This window comes from Streptomyces sp. NPDC001770, assembly GCF_053596135.1.
In genome coordinates, this window is sequence record NZ_JBSFFN010000023.1 from 37,025 (window position 1) to 53,421 (window position 16,397).

Below are 16,397 nucleotides of genomic sequence, written 5' to 3' on the forward strand. Positions count from 1 at the left end.
CCGGATGACCCGCCCCGAACTGCCCCTGGACACCCAGGAACACTTAGCGACGTACACCCGGCAGATCGCCGACGCGGCGGCCTCCGACCGCAAGGCGACCGCCATCGGCCTCTGGGGCCGCTTCGCCGTACGCAGACGGGTACGCCCCGGCGTCCTCGCCGCCCTCACCGACATGGCCCCCGGCCACCAGCGCTGCATGTACTGCGGCGACAGCCAGGGCACCGACATCGACCACTTCGAGCCGAAGAGCCAGGCCCCGCTGCGCACCTTCGACTGGACCAACTACCTGCTGGCCTGCTCCTACTGCAACAGCAACCAGAAGCGCGACCTCTTCCCGCGCGACGCGAGCACCGGCCGCGCACTCCTCCTCGACCCCACCCTGGACGACCCCCTGAACCACCTGCGCCTGGTGCTGCCGCTCTGTACGTACCGGGGTCTCAGCGCCCAGGGCGACGCCTGCATAGACGTGTTCGGCCTCAACCGGCGCGGCGTCCTCGTCGCCGGGCGCCGTACCGCCTACGCCACGGCCAAGCAGTCCGTCGAGCTCTGGCGCATAGCCACCGACCGGGGCCAGCACACCAAGGCCGACGAGGTCGCCCGCGTCGCCTGGGACCGCCCGCTCGCCGACGTACTCGCCGCGATGTTCCACCAGTCCGCGCACCCGGCGGCCGACCTGCTCTTCGACGGCGAGGAGGAGACCCTGGCGCTGCTGCGGGACCCGGAGTTACGGGCGAGCTTTCTGGCGCGGGCGTGAGACGTACGGGTAACGGGCCCAGTCAGTCGACGAGTTCACCGCTCTTGACGGCGGCGACGAACGAGGACCAACCGGCGGGGGAGAAGACGAGCGCGGGGCCGTTGGCGGCCTTGCTGTCGCGGACGGGGACGGTGGGGTGGCCGGTTGCTACTTCGAGGCAGTCGCTGGCGCCGCCACCTCCGCCGCTGTAAGTGGACTTGTACCAACCAGTGATCTTCTCGATGTCAGTGATCCTGTTCTTCGTGGTGTGCATGCTCGTACTCCCTTGCGATCCTTCTGACGAGGGCTACTGATTTCTGGCATGACGCCGCCTCACTCAAGGCAAGTGTGTACGCCCTCTGGCACGCCTCAACCTCAGCGGGTTGGTCCATCAGATGGCCGGTAAGGATTCCCTCTACGTAGGCGATCGGACTCGCATCGGCGAAGTCCATCAGGTAGAGCATGCTCTCCAGCAGAGCGTGGGCCCCCGACGCGAAAGTCAGTACGTGCAGTCGCAGGCGACCGGCCTCGGCCATGTCCGCCACCTTGTGCAACTGCTCCGCCATGACGCCTGGCCCGCCAGTGGTGCGCCGGAGGGCCGCCTCGTCCAGCAGCGTCCACGCTACCGGAGTCGATGATTCAGTGAGCAACCGACCGCGCTCCATGCGCTTGACAACGTACTCGTCAAGTGGATCGGCACAGTGGTTGGGTCGGTACGCCTGGAACACCGCAAGTGCGTATGCCTCTGTCTGAAGCAGACCAGGAATGAGGAGGGAGCCGTAGTTGCGGATTTGAATGGCCTCGCGCTCCAGCTCGATCACCGCTTGGAAGTACTGCGCGAATCGGGCGTCCAGGTCCTCCAGCCAACGGAAGAAGAAGCCGTCCGTCTTTAAGACAAGGTCGATCCGCTGGGCGTCATCCGGGTTCGGTAGCCGTCGGCCCGCTTCCCAATGACTGACCAGAGTTGATGAGCAGAGCAATTGGGCGGCCAATCCCCCCTGTGTCAGGCCGGCGGCCAACCGTCGTAGGCGCAGCTCTGCCCCGTACCTCTCCCTCAAAGTCCGAGGCTTTTGCTCCACAACCATGCGGCACCAACTCCCCTGTTCCTGACGGGTGGGCTGTCAAGCCCAAACCCCTGGCAGCGTAGCCAGCGGCCGCCTCACTCTGTGATGGATTCACCACGGAACGCACCCGTTCGTGGGTGCCGTCGTCAGAAGGAGAACGCGCAGAGATGAAGGACCTCGTCCGCCGGTTCACCGGCTCGCTGAGGCGGCTGGTGCGCCCCGCCCGGTCAGCCCGCCCCGCCCCGGACCCCCGCCCGCACCCTTGCGGCCCCACCACCCGCCGTACCGGCGAACGCCCCCTGCGCGGCGAGGACACGCAGCTGATCCGGCCCTACCTCCTGGCGCACGAATGGCGTGCCGAGCCGATCGCGGCGACCGCCCGCCCCGCCCCCGTGACGGAGGTCGCGGCATGATCGAGGAGCATCGCGCACACAGTACGTTCCGGCTGCTGCCGTGGACGGGGGACGGGGGCAAGCAGTGCTGGGTGATGGGGGACGGTACGGGTTACGTCTCGCGGATGGCGGACAACATCGAGAGCGTCCAGCTCGGTATGGCGGGCGACCTGCTCGACCACGCCGCCGCGTTGCTGGATGACCGGCGGGTCACGGGGGCGGAGTACCGGTTCCTCGCCAACCGGTTGAGCGAGGCGCTCCGGGACGTCAAACGCATCGCGGAGAGCCGGGGTGCGCGGCTGGGTGTCGAGAGTGAGGACGACGACCTCGACTACGGCGATGACGATGACGATGACGACATCCCTGACACTGCGGAGGTCGTCGAAGGCGTCGACGCCGGCTCCCGGTGAGCTCCTGCGGTGCCAACCGCGTTCACCGCTCATACCGGGACCCACCCACGCCGAGGCGTCTTCGCCCACGGCGCGGACCACCGTCACGACTGCTCCGGCGGCTCTTCCGTCGTGACGGTGAACGGGCCGTCGGCGCGGGCCACGCACTTGGTGACATTCGTTGCCTCGCCCGCCGCGAGACCCGACACGCAGAGCTGTCCGCCGCTCTCCCGCAGGTCGAGGTAGAAGCGGGTGGTCCTGCCGTCCTGGCTGAGGGCGTGGATGCGCGCGTCGACGTAGCCGAGGCGGTTCAAGGCATCCCGGACCTTGGCGGGGGTGGGTTCCGTGATCGTGTACAGCGCCTGGTGGACCGCCTGTTCGTGGCGACCGGCCGTGCACCAGTCGCGAGCGGACAACTCCGCCTCGGGCCCCGTGGGGGCGCCGGGCTCGATCGCGTCGGTCGGGGGAGTCTCCCCAGGGGCGAGACTCGGCGCCGCCTTCGGAACGGGAAGCCTCTCGGCAGCGGGTACCGGCGGGGTCCCGTCGGCCGGAGGACACCCCTGCGCGTACGCATCGATCATCGCCGCGAACGCCGCCTGTCCGGCAGGCGGTTGGGTAGGGGACGGGTGAGCGGAGACGATGCTGCTTGCCGACTCGGCCGGCGCGGCGCTGCCACTCGGCTCGGTTCCGCAGCCGGTGAGTGCCAGAGCGGCGAGAGCGAAAGCCGCGAGACCGCGCCGGCGAGGGGTGAACGCGCGGATGGAGGCGCGGGTGTGTGTCATGCGCCGAGTCTCCGGTCGCCCCCGCGCGCCCGGCTTGAGTACGTGTACTCACCCGCATGGGTGATCGACTTCAGCCGGTGGCCCCTTCCCTTCCCAGCCCCGACAGGCAAGCTGCGAGAAGCCGTTGCGCGGATGTCCGGTCCGGTGGGGCCCGGTACGGCGTCGGCTTCCGAGCTGTACCGGGCCCCGCGCTCCGGATCATGTGCGGATCAGGAGCCGTCCACCAGCTTCTGCACCTCGGGCGGGAGCTCCGTCCCGGAACTCACGGCGAAGAACCTGCTCGTCTCCGGGGTGTCCCCGACGGCGATGGCGACCTCGGTGGAGATGCCGTCGACTTCATAGGCGTTCGTCCCCGTGTCGACCGGCTCCTCGCCCTTGCCCGGTCCGCCGGTGTCGTCGCAGGGTGTCGACGTGACGACGCCGAGCTTCTTCCCGACGGAGAACTCCACGTTCGCCACGTCCCGGTACGGACTGCCCTGGTAGGTGTACTCGGCGACGCACTGCGCCGCCCCGCCGCCACCACTCCCGCCCGCACACGCGGCCACCGACGTCACCATGACCGCCGCCGTCAGCAGGCCGGCTGACCGCCTGGTCCAACTCATGAGTGTCCCCCCCCTCAGTAAGCGCGGCGAGGGCAATGGCTCCCCCTCGCCGTGTGACCCCGCCGTCTCCCGGCACGGGAATGGGACCCGTACGGAGCGGTGAGGCCGTCGACTTCCGCGGTTCGACGTGGGCGACGTAGATCGGGTTCCGTTCTCGCGCCTTGTTTCTTCCCGGGATGTGATCCTGCGGCCCGGGGCGACCGGCAAGGATCAACTGGGGCGCGAGGATGGCTCGCTGTGCGCCGAGCCCGCGTGCGGGCGCATCCGCTGTACGGGGCGCCGGTCATCCGGTGGCTCGGCGCGGTCGACCGAAGGGAACGCGGTGGGTGCCGAGATGGAACTGCACGCGACCAGACCCGTTCTGAAGTGGCGCCGGTCCAGGGAGACTTTGATCCGTGGTTCCTACGAGCACGGCGACAGCCTGGCCGACGTGCTGCACGGTCTGCGAAAGAACCAGGGCAACCTTGGGCAGGTGGATCCGTACGGCGACACGTTGTTCAACGAGCAACAGGCGCAGGCGGCCCTGCGGGAGGTGCCCGACCTGCTGGAGCGGTGCTCGACACCGTCCCGGACGGCGGCCGTCCGCGACCTCGAAGCTCTGCTGCGGTCCTGCTCGGAGACCCCGGGCAGCTATCTCTGGTTCGTCGGCGACTGATCCTCGCTCGTTCCGCGGAGTACGGGGGTGAGCCCGTAGGGCTGGACGCCACCGCCACCGGAGTCGACGTGGGCGCCCTGGGCGGACAGCCCTCCGGCGCCGACACCGGTCACCGTCCGACGCGACTCCGGGCTCCCTTTGCTCACCACTTGTCGCCGACGCGCACCTTGTTCCACTTGCTCTTCGATATGCACAACTCGTGCGCGTCGTTGTCCAGTTCGATCTGGTAGCACTCGTCCTTGTGGTGCGCGACGCGCTTGGTGGCGCCGGTCTTCACCTGGTGGCAGGACTTCTTGGTCTTGCCCTTCTTCGTGGTCGAGGAACACTCGCTGCGGGTGACCGCCTCGTTGGTGTACGTGGTGGTGCCGCGCTTGTACTCCTTCTCCGTGATCGTCCCGTGCACCGGGTCCGCGCCGCAGGCGGTCAGGAGCAGTACGGCGACGGACGCGGCGGCCAGGGCGGCGATACGGCGGCCGGACGGACGGAGAGCGGGCATGACGGGTCCTCTGCGGCAAGGAATGGTGCCGGGCCGCACGGAGGAGACGGCGACGGCGTGGATGCGTTCCGCAGCATAGTGACGCGCCGGACGTACGTTCGGTTCTCGGCGGGCGGGGCAGGGGCGGCCGCTGAGCGCGGTTCCCCTCGCCCATGGACCTGCCGCGGCGAAGCCTGAGCGTTCTCGTCGAACGTCGAGTGCGGTCAGGGCTGTGTGGCCGGCGGTCCTGGCCTTCGCGCACCCGACCGCCCTCGCCGACTGGTGCGGTCGGCCTCCTCCTCGGCCTCCTCGACGCGGCACTGCGCCCCCTCGGCGCCGCCGCGGCCTGCGGTCTCGTCCTGCTCCACCTGGGCTGTCCCGGCTGTCCCGGTTCTCGTACCAGTGGGCGGCGCAGCGTACAGCCGCCCCGCTGCGGGGTTCGGGGGGCAGCTCCGACGGGCTCGTACGTACCTGCTGGTGATGACGCCGGGCGGACACTCAGGGGGTCAGGCCGGCGTCCCGGGCCAGGAGTGCGGCTTGGACGCGGTTGGTGACGCCCAGGGTGGCCAGGATGCGGCTGACGTGGGATTTGACGGTGCTCTCCTGCATGCCGAGTGCCATAGCGATGTCGGCGTTGGTGTCTCCTTCGGCGAGCAGGGCCAGGACGTCCTTTTCGCGGGGGGTGAGGGTGCCGATGCGATTCCGGGCCTCGATTGCCCGGGGGCGGCCGGTGTGGTGGTAGCGGTCGATGAGTCGGCGGGCGGCGGTGGGGTGGAGGAGGGCGGAACCGGCAGCGACGAGGTGGACGGCACGGAGGATTTCGGCGGGGTCGGTGTCCTTGAGGAGGAAGCCGTCGGCGCCTGCGGCCAGTGCGTCGTAGACGTACTCGTCGAGGTCGAAGGTGGTCAGGGTGATGACCTTCGGCGGGTGGGGCAGGGCACGCAGCCGCCGAGTGGCGACGATGCCGTCCATGCGGGGCATGCGGACGTCGACCAGGGCGACGTCGATGCGGTGGGCGGTGGCCTGCTCGACGGCGTGCAGCCCGTCGGCGGCCTGGGCGACGACCTCGATGTCCTCGTCGCTGTCGAGGAGGTCGGTCAGTCCTAGGCGGACGAGAGCGTCGTCGTCGACGACCATGGCGCGGATCACGTGCGGGGACCGTTCTGTTCGGTGGCGGGATGGGGGATGCGGGCGGCCAGTCGCCAGGTGCCGGCGCCGCCGGGCCCGGCGTTCAGGTGTCCGCCCAGTGTTTCGACGCGCTCGCGCAGACCGATGAGGCCGAATCCCGAAGGAACCGCCCGAGCGCCGCGGAGAGGGGTGCCGGGAGGGTTGGTGACCTCGATGAGGGTGGCGGGTGGCCCGTAGTCGATGCGGACGCGGACGGGCGCGCCGGGGGCGTGCTTGCGGGCGTTGGTCAGTGCTTCCTGGACCAGCCGGTAGACGGCCAGTCGGTGCGCCGCGGGAGCCTGCTCCGGAATGCCTTCGACGATCGTGTCGATGGCCTGTCCGGCGGCCCGTGCCTGCCCGATCATCTCTTCGACGTCGCGCAGCGCCGGTGCGGGCCGGTCGGTGGCCGGGGGGTTTTCGGTGCGCAGGGCGCCGAGCACGTCGCGCAGGTCGGTCAGCGCGTCGGTGGAAGCGGTGCGCAGCAGGCTGAGACGTTCTACGACGGGATGTGGCAGGACGTCTCTTTTCGTGGCCAGGACGCCCGTGTGCAGGGCGATCAGGCTGAGCCGGTGGGCGAGTACGTCGTGCATTTCCGCGGCGATCGCGGAGCGCTCGGCCATGCGGGCGGCCTGCTCGCGTAGCTCCCGTTCGGTCCGCAGATGCTCCACCTGGGCATTCAACGCCTCGACCAGGCGACGCCGGTTTCCCATCCACAGCCCGCCCACCACCGCGAGCAGCACGAAGAGCACCGAACCGTAGGGCTGCGGGCTCCACAAGGACGCCACCGGGTGCAGGACGGCGTTGCCGGTGAGCGCTACGCCGGCGCAGACCACGGCTGCCAGGATGCGCCGACGGGCGGCGAGGTCGAACAGGGCCAGCAGGAGCAGCGGGAGCATGGGCCACCCCCACACGCCGGCCGCCGCCGTCGTAAGAGCCGGGGCGAGCCACCAGGGGCCGCGTCGCAGCAGCAGCACGATCCCGCATGCGAGCACCACCGCCGTGCGGACGGCACCGTACTGGCCGCCGGCACTCGATGCCGTGTTCTGGACAGCGGCCAGCGTCAGCAACACCACCAGGCCACAGCGTCCGTACACGGCCCATCGGTGGCTCTTCTCCCGTTTCACCTGTGCAGCGTAGGCAGGCGGCCGTCTGCTTCACGGCCATCATTCGTCCCTGGCCTCCCCCTACTTTCGTAGGAGGAGGCGGGAGCACAAGGGATGATCCGCAGGAGAGCGGCCGTCTCTAGCGTCGAAGCCATGGACGACTGGACCGCCTCACACGATCGTGTCCTCGCGCGGCGCAACGCCGAGGGCTGGATGTTCCTCCTCGAAGCAGCCCGCGACCTCCGTACCACCGGAGCCATCGCACCCAGCGGCAGAGCGCTCGCCCGCCTGCTCACCGACCCGGTCCAGGAGCACGGAACGCGGCCTCTGAACGTCCTGGAGGCCGGCGCGGGCACCGGCTCCGTCACCCGCACCCTGATCTCCCGCCTCTCCCCGGGCAGCCGGCTGGACATCGTCGAGGCCAACGCACGCTTCGCCTCCCGGCTGCGGCAGCTCGTCCACACCCATCCGCAACTGGCCGGCGGGAGCGAACGGGCCCGCGTCCACCACACCCTCGTCGAACAGCTCGACACCCACCGCCCCTACGACGTCATCGTCTCCGGTCTCCCGTTCACCAACTTCGCCCCCGACCAGGTCGAGACGATCATGGACCGGTACATGAATCTGCTCCACCCGGGCGGCACCCTCACCTACTTCGCCTACCGCGGCACCCGCTGGGCCCGCGCCCTGACCGCCTCCCGCGCCCAGGCCCGCCGCCACCGCGCCGTCGAAGAGGTCCTCGCGGGCTACCAGCGCCGGTACGCCACCGGCCGCTGGACCGTATGGGGCAACCTGCCCCCGGCCAACGTCTGGCAGCTGCGCCGCCCCGCCCGCTCGTCCGCCCCGGCAACGCCGGACATCAGGGCCGGCGTCGCTTCGTGACCACGCTGACCGGACTGATCGGCCACGTGCCCGCTCCGGCCGCCTACGCGATCCTGGCCGCCGCGGTGCTCGCCGAGTCCGTGCTGCTGCTCGGCGCGTTCATCCCGACCCTCACCCTCCTGCTGGCCGCGGGCGCCCTCGCCCGCGAAGGCGACCTGAGCCTCGTTCCGGTCATCGCCACCGCCGCGGGCGCGGTCGTGGCCGGGGACGCGTTCGGCCACCGCACCGGACGTCTGCTCGGCAGTCGCCTGTGCGCCGGCCGCCTCGGCCGTCGTATCCCCAGCGCCGCCTGGCAGCGAACCGAAGAGCTCATGGCCCGACGCGGCGGTCAGGCCGTGTTCCTGTCCCGCTTCGTCCCCGTCGTGCGCACCCTGACTCCGCACCTGGCCGGGGCGACCCACCTGCCCTACCGGCGCGTCGCCCCCTACAGCCTGCTCGCCGCACCGTTGTGGGCCGGTGTCGAGGCCACCACCGGATACATCGCGGCCACCTCCCTCCGGCACGTCATCACCTACGGCGGCCCGGCCCTCGCCGCCGGCGCCGCAGTGATCACTGCCGCGGTCCTGGGCGGCAGCAGAATCCGCAGCCGAGCACGTTCCGCCGACCGTGGGAGGCACTCCACCCCGGCCCTGCGCACCTAAAGATCCGCTGGGCCCTGTCCGGGCGTCACGGGACAGCCCTCGGCGCGCATGGTCCTGCCCGTCAGGCGGCCGTGGCTGCCGCTTCGTCGACGGCGATCGCCCTCGCCGGCTGGTTCGGATCGGCCGTTGTCCGGCGGGACCCTGTCAAGGCCCGGCCTCAGGGCGGGGCATGGCGTTCCGCCGGTCCGCTCGTCGCTCGGAGGCGTCACGTCGTGGAGGGCGGTGGCGGGGCCCCGGGCCCGCCGCGGTCACCCCGCCCGCAAAGGGGCCGCCGCCCCGCCCGTCCCTGCGTGCGAGCCGGGGGAGGGCGGTGTAGAGAGGAGTCATGTCACAGCGCCGCGGAGGACCTCGTCGGGAGGTGCGAGGCCGGGAGGTGCGAGGCCGGCAGGTGCGAGGCCGGGAGGTGCGCGGGAGCCGGAGCCGGTTCCTGATCGCCGTCCCGATCCTCTGGATCGTCGTGGTGTCGGTGATCGATTCCCTCGCCCCGTCCGACATCCACCTGGGGCCGCTGCTCGTCGCGGCTCCGGCGATCACGGCGTCGTTCGCCGGGCCCTGGACAGTGGGGCTGATCGCCGCGCTGGCGGTGATCTCACAGACGGTCATCGGGCTGGTGCGCGATCCCGACGAACTGCTCTCCGCCAACCACGAGGCCCAGGTCGTCTCCCTGGTGCTGGTCGGTGTGCTGCTGGTGATCTTCTGCGTACTGAGGGAGCGCCGGGCGAAAGAACTGGCGCAGGTACGGTACGTCTCCGAGTCCGCCCAGCGCGTGGTCCTGCCGCCGCTGCCCGCGAGGCTCGGACCGCTGCGCGTCGCCTCGCTCTACCTCGCCGCCGAGGCCGAGGCGCAGATCGGCGGGGACCTGTACGCGGTGGCGCGTACCGCCTCCGGCACCCGGCTGATCGTCGGAGACGTACGCGGCAAGGGGATGACCGCGGTGAACGACGCCGCCCTGCTCCTCGGCGCGTTCCGCGTCGCGGCCCACCGCCGGTCGAGCCTGGCCGAGCTGGTGAGCTACCTCGACCGGAGCGTGTGCTGGGACCTCATGGAGCCGGGTGAGACCAGCCGTTACGGAGAAACGTTCATCACCGCCACCGTCCTGGACATCCCCGACCGGGACGGCCGGGTCGAGATGGTGGCCTGCGGGCATCCGCCGCCGGTCGTCCTGCGCGACGGACGGCCGACGACGATGGACGTCCTCCACCCCGCGCCTCCGCTGGGCCTGGGGGAACTGGTGCACCCGAGGTACCACGTCGACAGCTTCCCGTTCGAGCCCGGAAGCCTTCTGCTGCTGTACACCGACGGCGTCACCGAGGCCCGCGACGCCACCGGCGCCTTCTACCCACTCGCCGAGCGCGTCACCGGCTGGGCCGAGCGCGACGCGGAGGCCTTCCTCGGCCGCCTCCGACGCGACCTGATGGCCTGGGTCGGCGGGCAGCTCGGCGACGACGCCGCCATGATCGTCATCGAGCGTCCCGCCGCGCCCCTGGCGTGACCCGGGCCTGCTCCCGGATCACTCGCAGCGCCCGCACGGGAATCCGTGCCGTACGGCGGACGAGGAGTCGGCCAGCCCCGGTACGGGCGCCCACCGACCGCGGTGCGCGCGGTCGAGTGGCGGACCGTACGGCGACTGCCAGGCCGGACGTCCGGTCCGTTCCGAACCTGCCGTGCGGCGTCGCTCGCGTCGGTTCGCGAGGGGTGCTGCCGCCCGGCGGAGCCCGGCGCCGAGCAACGGGCTCGGAAGCCCGAAGCGCGGCACGGCCGTCCTCGTCGGGGCGGCGAGTCCGGCGGTGGCCCCGTATCCGGTGCCCGGCGCGGCGCAACATCCGTCACCACGACGGAACTCGGCCGGCGGGCGATCGGCCACCAGAGAGGTGGCGCGTGGCCACGCGGTGGGCGTGCAGGTGGTGAGCAGGCGGACGGCGGGCACGACGACCCAGTTCCTGGACATGGAGATACACCGATTTCAGTGAGAGAACCGCAGCGAGAAGGAGCCCGGCGCACGGGAGCGACGGGCGAAGGAACAGCGCTCGGGGTGTCTCACTTCGTGTACATCGGCGTGTCCTCAGACGGGTGACCACGGGTGGAGCGGGGCGGGAGCACGGTAACGGCGCACGGAGATACGGTTCCACCGGTTTTCGGGCGGTGGTGGTGGCGGCGGGGCGGGGCAGGGCGCGGCGGGGGCCCGGTGCCTCGGTGTGGACGGGGCGGCAGACGCCGGCGACAGCGGCTCCCCAAACGAGCCCGCGTGCGCCTCCCGGGTGCGGGTCCGGGTCCCGTCATCAGCGCTCCGGGGTTTCGCCTCCCGTGCGACGGTTCGGCAGTGCGTGTAAATCGCACGTAAACATGTCCGGTTGATCGGTAAGAAACAAAAATGACATTCCGCTGATCAGAAGCGATGGTGATCTTCGTGTGTGCCGGCGGTGAGCCGGAGCAGGCGCCCTCCCCCAGGGGTGGCGCCGACCATGCACGAGAGGAACCGCCGCATGTCCATATCCCGTTCCCGGCGCCCGGGGCCGCGCCGGACGGTGGGCCCGGTGCAGGCCACCGTCGCCGCCCTCGCCCTCGCTCTGACCCTCCCCATGACCGGTACCGCCTTCGCCGCCCCGGCATCCTCGAAGACGGACCCGGAGCCGGCGGCCACCACCGCCACCGGGTCGGCCGACGACCGCAGTTGGTCGGTCACGCGCTCGGCCGACGGCTACCACGTCACCCTGAAGCTCGACGAGCCCCTGCCCGTCCGCGACGCGCTCCCCGAGATCGCCGTCGACGGCGCCTCCCTCGGATACGCCCGGCAGACCACCGACGGACACACCCTCTCCCTGGTCACCACCGACCTGCGCGCCGCCCACCCGGACGACGTCCGCGTCGCCTGGAACGGCGCCACCGACACGGTCACCAAGGCCCAGCACGCCCCCCGGGGCACCGGCCGGCACGGCAGGCCCACCGCCACCGCCGCCTCGCTCACCGAGGCCGCCACCGCGAAGGGCCGCTACCACGTGGCCCGCGCCGACTACGACTTCGGCGACACCGCCGTCACCCTCGGCGGGCTGAGCGACCGCGGCGCCGAACTCCGCGCCGCCGTCTGGGTACCGACCGACGCCAAGGGTGAACGCCCCGTCGTGCTCTTCCTGCACGGCCGCCACTCAGCCTGCTGGAACGCCGGCACCGCCAAGACCAACAACAGCGCCTGGCCCTGCCCCGAGGGATACGCGCCCATCCCCAGCTACCTCGGCTACAACGCCACCGCCGAGGTCCTCGCCTCCCAGGGATACGCGGTCGTCTCCGTCAGCGCGGACGGCATCAACGCCCAGGACGCCTCCTTCACCGACGACGCCGGAACCCTCGCCCGGGGGCAGCTCGTCCTCGACCACCTCGACCTGCTCGCCCGCGCCGACAAGGGCACCGCGCCCGGCATGAGCCACCTGCTGAAGGGCCGTCTGGACCTCTCCAGCGTCGGCCTGATGGGCCACTCGCGCGGCGGCGAAGGCGTCGTCAAGGCCGCCCTGCTCAACGCGGGCCGCGCCCACCCCTACGGCATCGACGCCGTACTCCCGCTCGCCCCGATCGACTTCGGCCGCGAGACCCTGCCGGACGTGCCGATGGCCGTCGTCCTGCCGTACTGCGACGGGGACGTCTCCAACCAGCAGGGCCAGCACTTCTACGACGACAGCCGCTACACCGGCGCCGACGACGACGTACTGCGCTCCTCCCTGATGGTGATGGGCGCGGACCACAACTTCTTCAACACCGAGTGGACCCCCGGCGTCGCCGTCGCCCCCGCGAGCGACGACTGGTCCGCCTCCGCCGACGCGGTGTGCGGCAGTGCCTCGCCCACCACCACCCGGCTGACCGCCGCCGAGCAGTCCGAAGCCGGTACGGCCCTCATGTCCGGGTTCTTCCAGCTCACCCTCGGCGGCCAGGACCGCTTCCTCCCCCTCTTCGACGGCAGCCTCGGCACCTCGGCCACCGTCGGTGCGGCCACCGTGTACAGCGAGGCCCAGGCCCCCGGCCGCAGCCGCTCCGACATCGCCCCGCTGACCGGCCCGGCGTCCAACGTCACCGTCACCGGCGGCGCCACCGGCACCTACTGCGCGGGCTTCACCGGCCGCCCGACCATCAGCGCCCTCGGCGCCTGCACCAGCTCCACCGGCACCTCCCGCTTCCCGTCCTGGACCCCCGCCAACTACGCGGGCAACGTCGAAGCCACCCCGCTGCTCCACCTCACCTGGCCGGACAGCACGGGCACCTCCGCCCAAGCCGTCATCGAGGTACCCAAGGGCTCCCGTGACGTGCGGCGCTACGAGAACCTCGCCTTCCGGGCCGCCGTGGACGAGAACGGACCCGACACCGACCTGACCGTCCGGCTCACCGACGGACGCGGCCGCACCGCAGCCGTGGCCCTCTCCTCGCTCAGCGACGCGCTGACGGCCTACCCGTCCTCCGGCACCAGCACCCTGCTCCCCAAGACCTGGCTCCAGACGGTGAACTGGCCGCTGGCGAAGGTGCGCGGCGTGGACCTCTCGGACATCCGCCGCATCACCCTGACCGCCCCCGCGACCGCCGGCGGGGTCTACCTCTCCGACGTGGCCTTCCAGACCGTCGAGGCGGGCCACGGCGGCCCGAGCGAACTGCCGCAGGTCTCCGTCTCCGGCGCCACGGCCGCCGAGAACGCCGGCACGGTCCCCGTCACGGTCACCCTCTCCCGCCCCTCCCGTACCCCGGTGACGGTCAACCTCCAGACCGTGGCCGGCACCGGCACGCAACTCACCACCGCCGCCCGGAGGATCACCTTCCCGGCGCGCGCCACCTCGGCCACGGTCCAGCTGCCCGTCGTGGACGACAGCGCGGCCCAGCCCGCCGCCGACACGGTCTACAAGATCTACGTCTCGGCGCCCGTCGGCGCGGTGATCGGACAGAACTACGCCCGCGTCACCGTCCACGACGACGAGTCCGCCGCCTGACCCACCCCTGAAGGCGGACGACAACGGCCCGGCCGGGACACCCTCCCCGGCCGGGCCGTCGTCACGGCCCCCGCTCCCCGTACAGCGGTGTCGGCGCCACCCGATACCGTCGATCCATGCCCAACGCGCCCACCCCGCCCCCCAGCCTGGCAGTCCTCGAAGGGGTCCTGGAGCGGATCACCTACGCCAACGAGGAGAACGGGTACACCGTCGCCCGGGTCGACACCGGGCGCGGTGGCGACCTGCTCACCGTGGTGGGCTCGTTGCTCGGCGCGCAGCCGGGGGAGTCGCTCCGGATGGAGGGCCGTTGGGCCTCCCACCAGCAGTACGGCAAGCAGTTCGTCGTGGAGAACTACACGACGGTGCTCCCCGCGACCATCCAGGGCATCCGCCGCTACCTCGGCTCCGGGCTGATCAAGGGCATCGGCCCGGTCATGGCCGACCGGATCACCACCCACTTCGGCACCGACACCCTCGACATCATCGAGAACGCGCCCAAGCGGCTCGTCGAGGTCCCCGGGCTCGGCCCGAAACGCACCAAGAAGATCGCCGACGCCTGGGAGGAGCAGAAGGCGATCAAGGAAGTCATGATCTTCCTCCAGTCGGTCGGCGTCTCGACCTCGATCGCGGTGCGGATCTACAAGAAGTACGAGGACGCCTCGATCTCCGTCGTGAAGAACCAGCCCTACCGGCTGGCCGCCGACGTCTGGGGCATCGGCTTCCTGACCGCCGACCGGATCGCGCAGGCGGTCGGCATCCCGCACGACAGCCCGGAACGCGTGCGCGCCGGACTTCAGTACGCCCTCTCCCAGTCCTCCGACCAGGGCCACTGCTACCTCCCCGAGGAACGGCTGATCGCGGACGGCGTGAAGCTGCTCCAGGTCGACACCGGCCTTGTCATCGAGTGCCTCGCCGAACTCGCCGCCGACCCGGAGGGCGTCGTACGCGAGAAGGTGCCCTCGCCGGAGGGCGGCGAGCCGGTCACGGCGGTCTACCTCGTGCCCTTCCACCGGGCGGAGCTCTCCCTCGCCGGGCAGGTGCGCCGGCTGCTGCGGACACCGGAGGACCGGATGCCCGCCTTCCAGGACGTGGACTGGGAGAAGGCGCTGGAGTGGCTGGCCCGGCGGACCGGCGCCACCCTCGCCCCCGAGCAGGAGGCGGCGGTGCGCCTCGCGCTGAGCCGGAAGGTGGCCGTGCTCACCGGCGGACCGGGGTGCGGGAAGTCGTTCACCGTACGCTCCGTGGTCGAGCTGGCCCGTGCGAAGAAGGCGAAGGTCGTGCTGGCCGCCCCCACCGGGCGGGCCGCGAAGCGCCTCTCCGAGCTGACCGGCGCCGAGGCCTCCACCGTGCACCGGCTCCTCGAACTGAAACCGGGCGGGGACGCCGCGTACGACAAGGACCGGCCGCTCGACGCCGATCTGGTCGTCGTGGACGAGGCGTCCATGCTCGATCTGCTGCTCGCCAACAAGCTCGTGAAGGCGGTGGCACCCGGTGCCCACCTCCTCCTCGTCGGCGACGTGGACCAGCTGCCGTCGGTCGGCGCCGGCGAGGTGCTGCGGGACCTGCTCGCCGAGGGCGGGCCCGTACCGGCCGTCCGGCTGACCCGGATCTTCCGCCAGGCCCAGCAGTCCGGCGTGGTCACCAACGCCCACCGCATCAACTCCGGACAGCCCCCGCTCACCCAGGGACTCGACGACTTCTTCCTCTTCGTGGAGGACGAGACGGAGGACGCGGGTGTGCTCGCCGTGGACGTGGCGGCCCGCCGCATCCCGAAGAAGTTCGGCCTCGACCCGCGCCGCGACATCCAGGTGCTCACTCCGATGCACCGGGGCCCGGCCGGTGCCGGGCACCTCAACGGCCTGCTCCAGCAGGTCATCACCCCGGGCCGCCCCGAACTGCCGGAGAAGCGGTTCGGCGGCCGGGTCTTCCGGGTCGGCGACAAGGTCACCCAGATCCGCAACAACTACGAGAAGGGCGAGAACGGCGTCTTCAACGGCACCGTCGGCGTCGTGACCTCGCTCGACAACGACGAGCAGCGGCTGACCGTGCGCACCGACGAGGACGAGGAGATCGGCTACGACTTCGACGAGCTGGACGAACTGGCCCACGCCTACGCCATGACGATCCACCGCTCCCAGGGCAGCGAGTACCCGGCCGTCGTCGTCCCCGTCACCACCAGTGCCTGGATGATGCTCCAGCGCAATCTCCTCTACACGGCCGTGACCCGGGCCAAGAGGCTCGTCGTCCTGGTCGGCTCCCGCAAGGCGATCGGGCAGGCCGTCCGCACGGTTTCCGCCGGGAGGCGCTGTACGGCGCTGGATTTCCGGCTCAGGGGAGGGGCGGGGGGAGACTCACCGTAAAAAATGATCGATCAAATCGGTGGGAAACATCACCCAGGGCTTCCGGAACCATCGGGGAGGGGGCAGGATGACTAAGTTGGCGGCACTCAGTGCCGCCATTAGGTCCAATGGACGACCCCGAGTGCACTCTCCTGAGCCAAATGGGGGAGGGTGGAGACAGTCAGGGCACAGGGCACCTAGTCAGGGCACCT

16 protein-coding genes are annotated in these 16,397 nt (G+C 71.2%); 9 read left to right on the plus strand and 7 right to left on the minus strand.

Features of this window, described 5'->3' with window-relative positions:
- Window positions 1-4: 4 nt before the first annotated feature.
- A complete protein-coding gene (locus ACWCSV_RS20940) occupies window positions 5-754 on the plus strand; it encodes an HNH endonuclease (RefSeq protein WP_450771445.1) in 750 nt (249 codons plus the stop codon).
- Window positions 755-776: 22 nt separating this feature from the next.
- On the opposite strand, the gene ACWCSV_RS20945 is transcribed toward ACWCSV_RS20940, so the two are convergent.
- Entirely contained in the window at window positions 777-1,007 is a 231-nt protein-coding gene (locus tag ACWCSV_RS20945) for a DUF397 domain-containing protein (protein WP_451144311.1), read from the minus strand.
- Window positions 979-1,818: a helix-turn-helix domain-containing protein gene (locus ACWCSV_RS20950; protein ID WP_451144313.1), complete on the minus strand. Its 840-nt coding sequence runs from the start codon at window positions 1,816-1,818 to the stop codon at window positions 979-981. Before ACWCSV_RS20950 ends, ACWCSV_RS20945 begins: the two co-directional genes overlap by 29 nt.
- A 146-nt stretch (window positions 1,819-1,964) precedes the next feature.
- Between ACWCSV_RS20950 and ACWCSV_RS20955 the strand changes: the two genes are divergently transcribed.
- Together ACWCSV_RS20955 and ACWCSV_RS20960 are read left to right on the plus strand one after the other, a co-directional pair.
- Window positions 1,965-2,210: a hypothetical protein gene (locus ACWCSV_RS20955; protein ID WP_451144315.1), complete on the plus strand. Its 246-nt coding sequence runs from the start codon at window positions 1,965-1,967 to the stop codon at window positions 2,208-2,210.
- Entirely contained in the window at window positions 2,207-2,599 is a 393-nt protein-coding gene (locus tag ACWCSV_RS20960) for a hypothetical protein (RefSeq protein ID WP_451144317.1), read from the plus strand. Before ACWCSV_RS20955 ends, ACWCSV_RS20960 begins: the two co-directional genes overlap by 4 nt.
- Before the next feature lie 83 nt (window positions 2,600-2,682).
- On the opposite strand, the gene ACWCSV_RS20965 is transcribed toward ACWCSV_RS20960, so the two are convergent.
- Window positions 2,683-3,360: a hypothetical protein gene (locus tag ACWCSV_RS20965; protein ID WP_451144319.1), complete on the minus strand. Its 678-nt coding sequence runs from the start codon at window positions 3,358-3,360 to the stop codon at window positions 2,683-2,685.
- A 209-nt stretch (window positions 3,361-3,569) separates the two neighbouring features.
- The gene (locus ACWCSV_RS20970; RefSeq protein ID WP_451144321.1) at window positions 3,570-3,962 is read right to left on the minus strand and encodes a DUF6281 family protein; all 393 of its coding nucleotides are present in this window, start codon (window positions 3,960-3,962) and stop codon (window positions 3,570-3,572) included.
- Window positions 3,963-4,284: 322 nt separating this feature from the next.
- On the opposite strand from ACWCSV_RS20970, the gene ACWCSV_RS20975 reads away from it, so the two are divergent.
- Window positions 4,285-4,617 (plus strand): hypothetical protein, encoded by a 333-nt coding sequence (locus ACWCSV_RS20975; RefSeq protein WP_451144323.1) that lies wholly within the window; start codon window positions 4,285-4,287, stop codon window positions 4,615-4,617.
- Between the two features lie 142 nt (window positions 4,618-4,759).
- Here ACWCSV_RS20975 and ACWCSV_RS20980 read toward each other — a convergent pair whose 3' ends face one another.
- The 3 genes from ACWCSV_RS20980 to ACWCSV_RS20990 all read right to left on the minus strand — a co-directional run bounded on the left by ACWCSV_RS20980 (window position 4,760) and on the right by ACWCSV_RS20990 (window position 7,383).
- Window positions 4,760-5,113: a hypothetical protein gene (locus tag ACWCSV_RS20980; protein ID WP_451144324.1), complete on the minus strand. Its 354-nt coding sequence runs from the start codon at window positions 5,111-5,113 to the stop codon at window positions 4,760-4,762.
- 477 nt (window positions 5,114-5,590) lie between these two features.
- On the minus strand, window positions 5,591-6,241 hold the full coding sequence (locus ACWCSV_RS20985) for a response regulator (protein ID WP_451144326.1): 651 nt from the start codon (window positions 6,239-6,241) through the stop codon (window positions 5,591-5,593).
- A complete protein-coding gene (locus tag ACWCSV_RS20990; RefSeq protein ID WP_451144328.1) occupies window positions 6,238-7,383 on the minus strand; it encodes a sensor histidine kinase in 1,146 nt (381 codons plus the stop codon). Before ACWCSV_RS20990 ends, ACWCSV_RS20985 begins: the two co-directional genes overlap by 4 nt.
- A gap of 132 nt (window positions 7,384-7,515) precedes the next feature.
- Between ACWCSV_RS20990 and ACWCSV_RS20995 the strand changes: the two genes are divergently transcribed.
- The 5 genes from ACWCSV_RS20995 (at window position 7,516) to recD2 (ending at window position 16,206) form a co-directional block, all read left to right on the plus strand.
- The gene (locus ACWCSV_RS20995; protein WP_451144330.1) at window positions 7,516-8,244 is read left to right on the plus strand and encodes a class I SAM-dependent methyltransferase; all 729 of its coding nucleotides are present in this window, start codon (window positions 7,516-7,518) and stop codon (window positions 8,242-8,244) included.
- A complete protein-coding gene (locus tag ACWCSV_RS21000) occupies window positions 8,241-8,885 on the plus strand; it encodes a DedA family protein (RefSeq protein WP_451144332.1) in 645 nt (214 codons plus the stop codon). Before ACWCSV_RS20995 ends, ACWCSV_RS21000 begins: the two co-directional genes overlap by 4 nt.
- Before the next feature lie 403 nt (window positions 8,886-9,288).
- Window positions 9,289-10,377: a PP2C family protein-serine/threonine phosphatase gene (locus ACWCSV_RS21005; RefSeq protein ID WP_451144334.1), complete on the plus strand. Its 1,089-nt coding sequence runs from the start codon at window positions 9,289-9,291 to the stop codon at window positions 10,375-10,377.
- A 991-nt stretch (window positions 10,378-11,368) separates the two neighbouring features.
- Entirely contained in the window at window positions 11,369-13,846 is a 2,478-nt protein-coding gene (locus ACWCSV_RS21010; RefSeq protein ID WP_451144336.1) for a hypothetical protein, read from the plus strand.
- A 116-nt stretch (window positions 13,847-13,962) separates the two neighbouring features.
- Window positions 13,963-16,206, plus strand: coding sequence for an SF1B family DNA helicase RecD2 (recD2, locus tag ACWCSV_RS21015; RefSeq protein WP_451144338.1), 2,244 nt, complete (start codon window positions 13,963-13,965; stop codon window positions 16,204-16,206).
- Window positions 16,207-16,397: the final 191 nt, after the last annotated feature.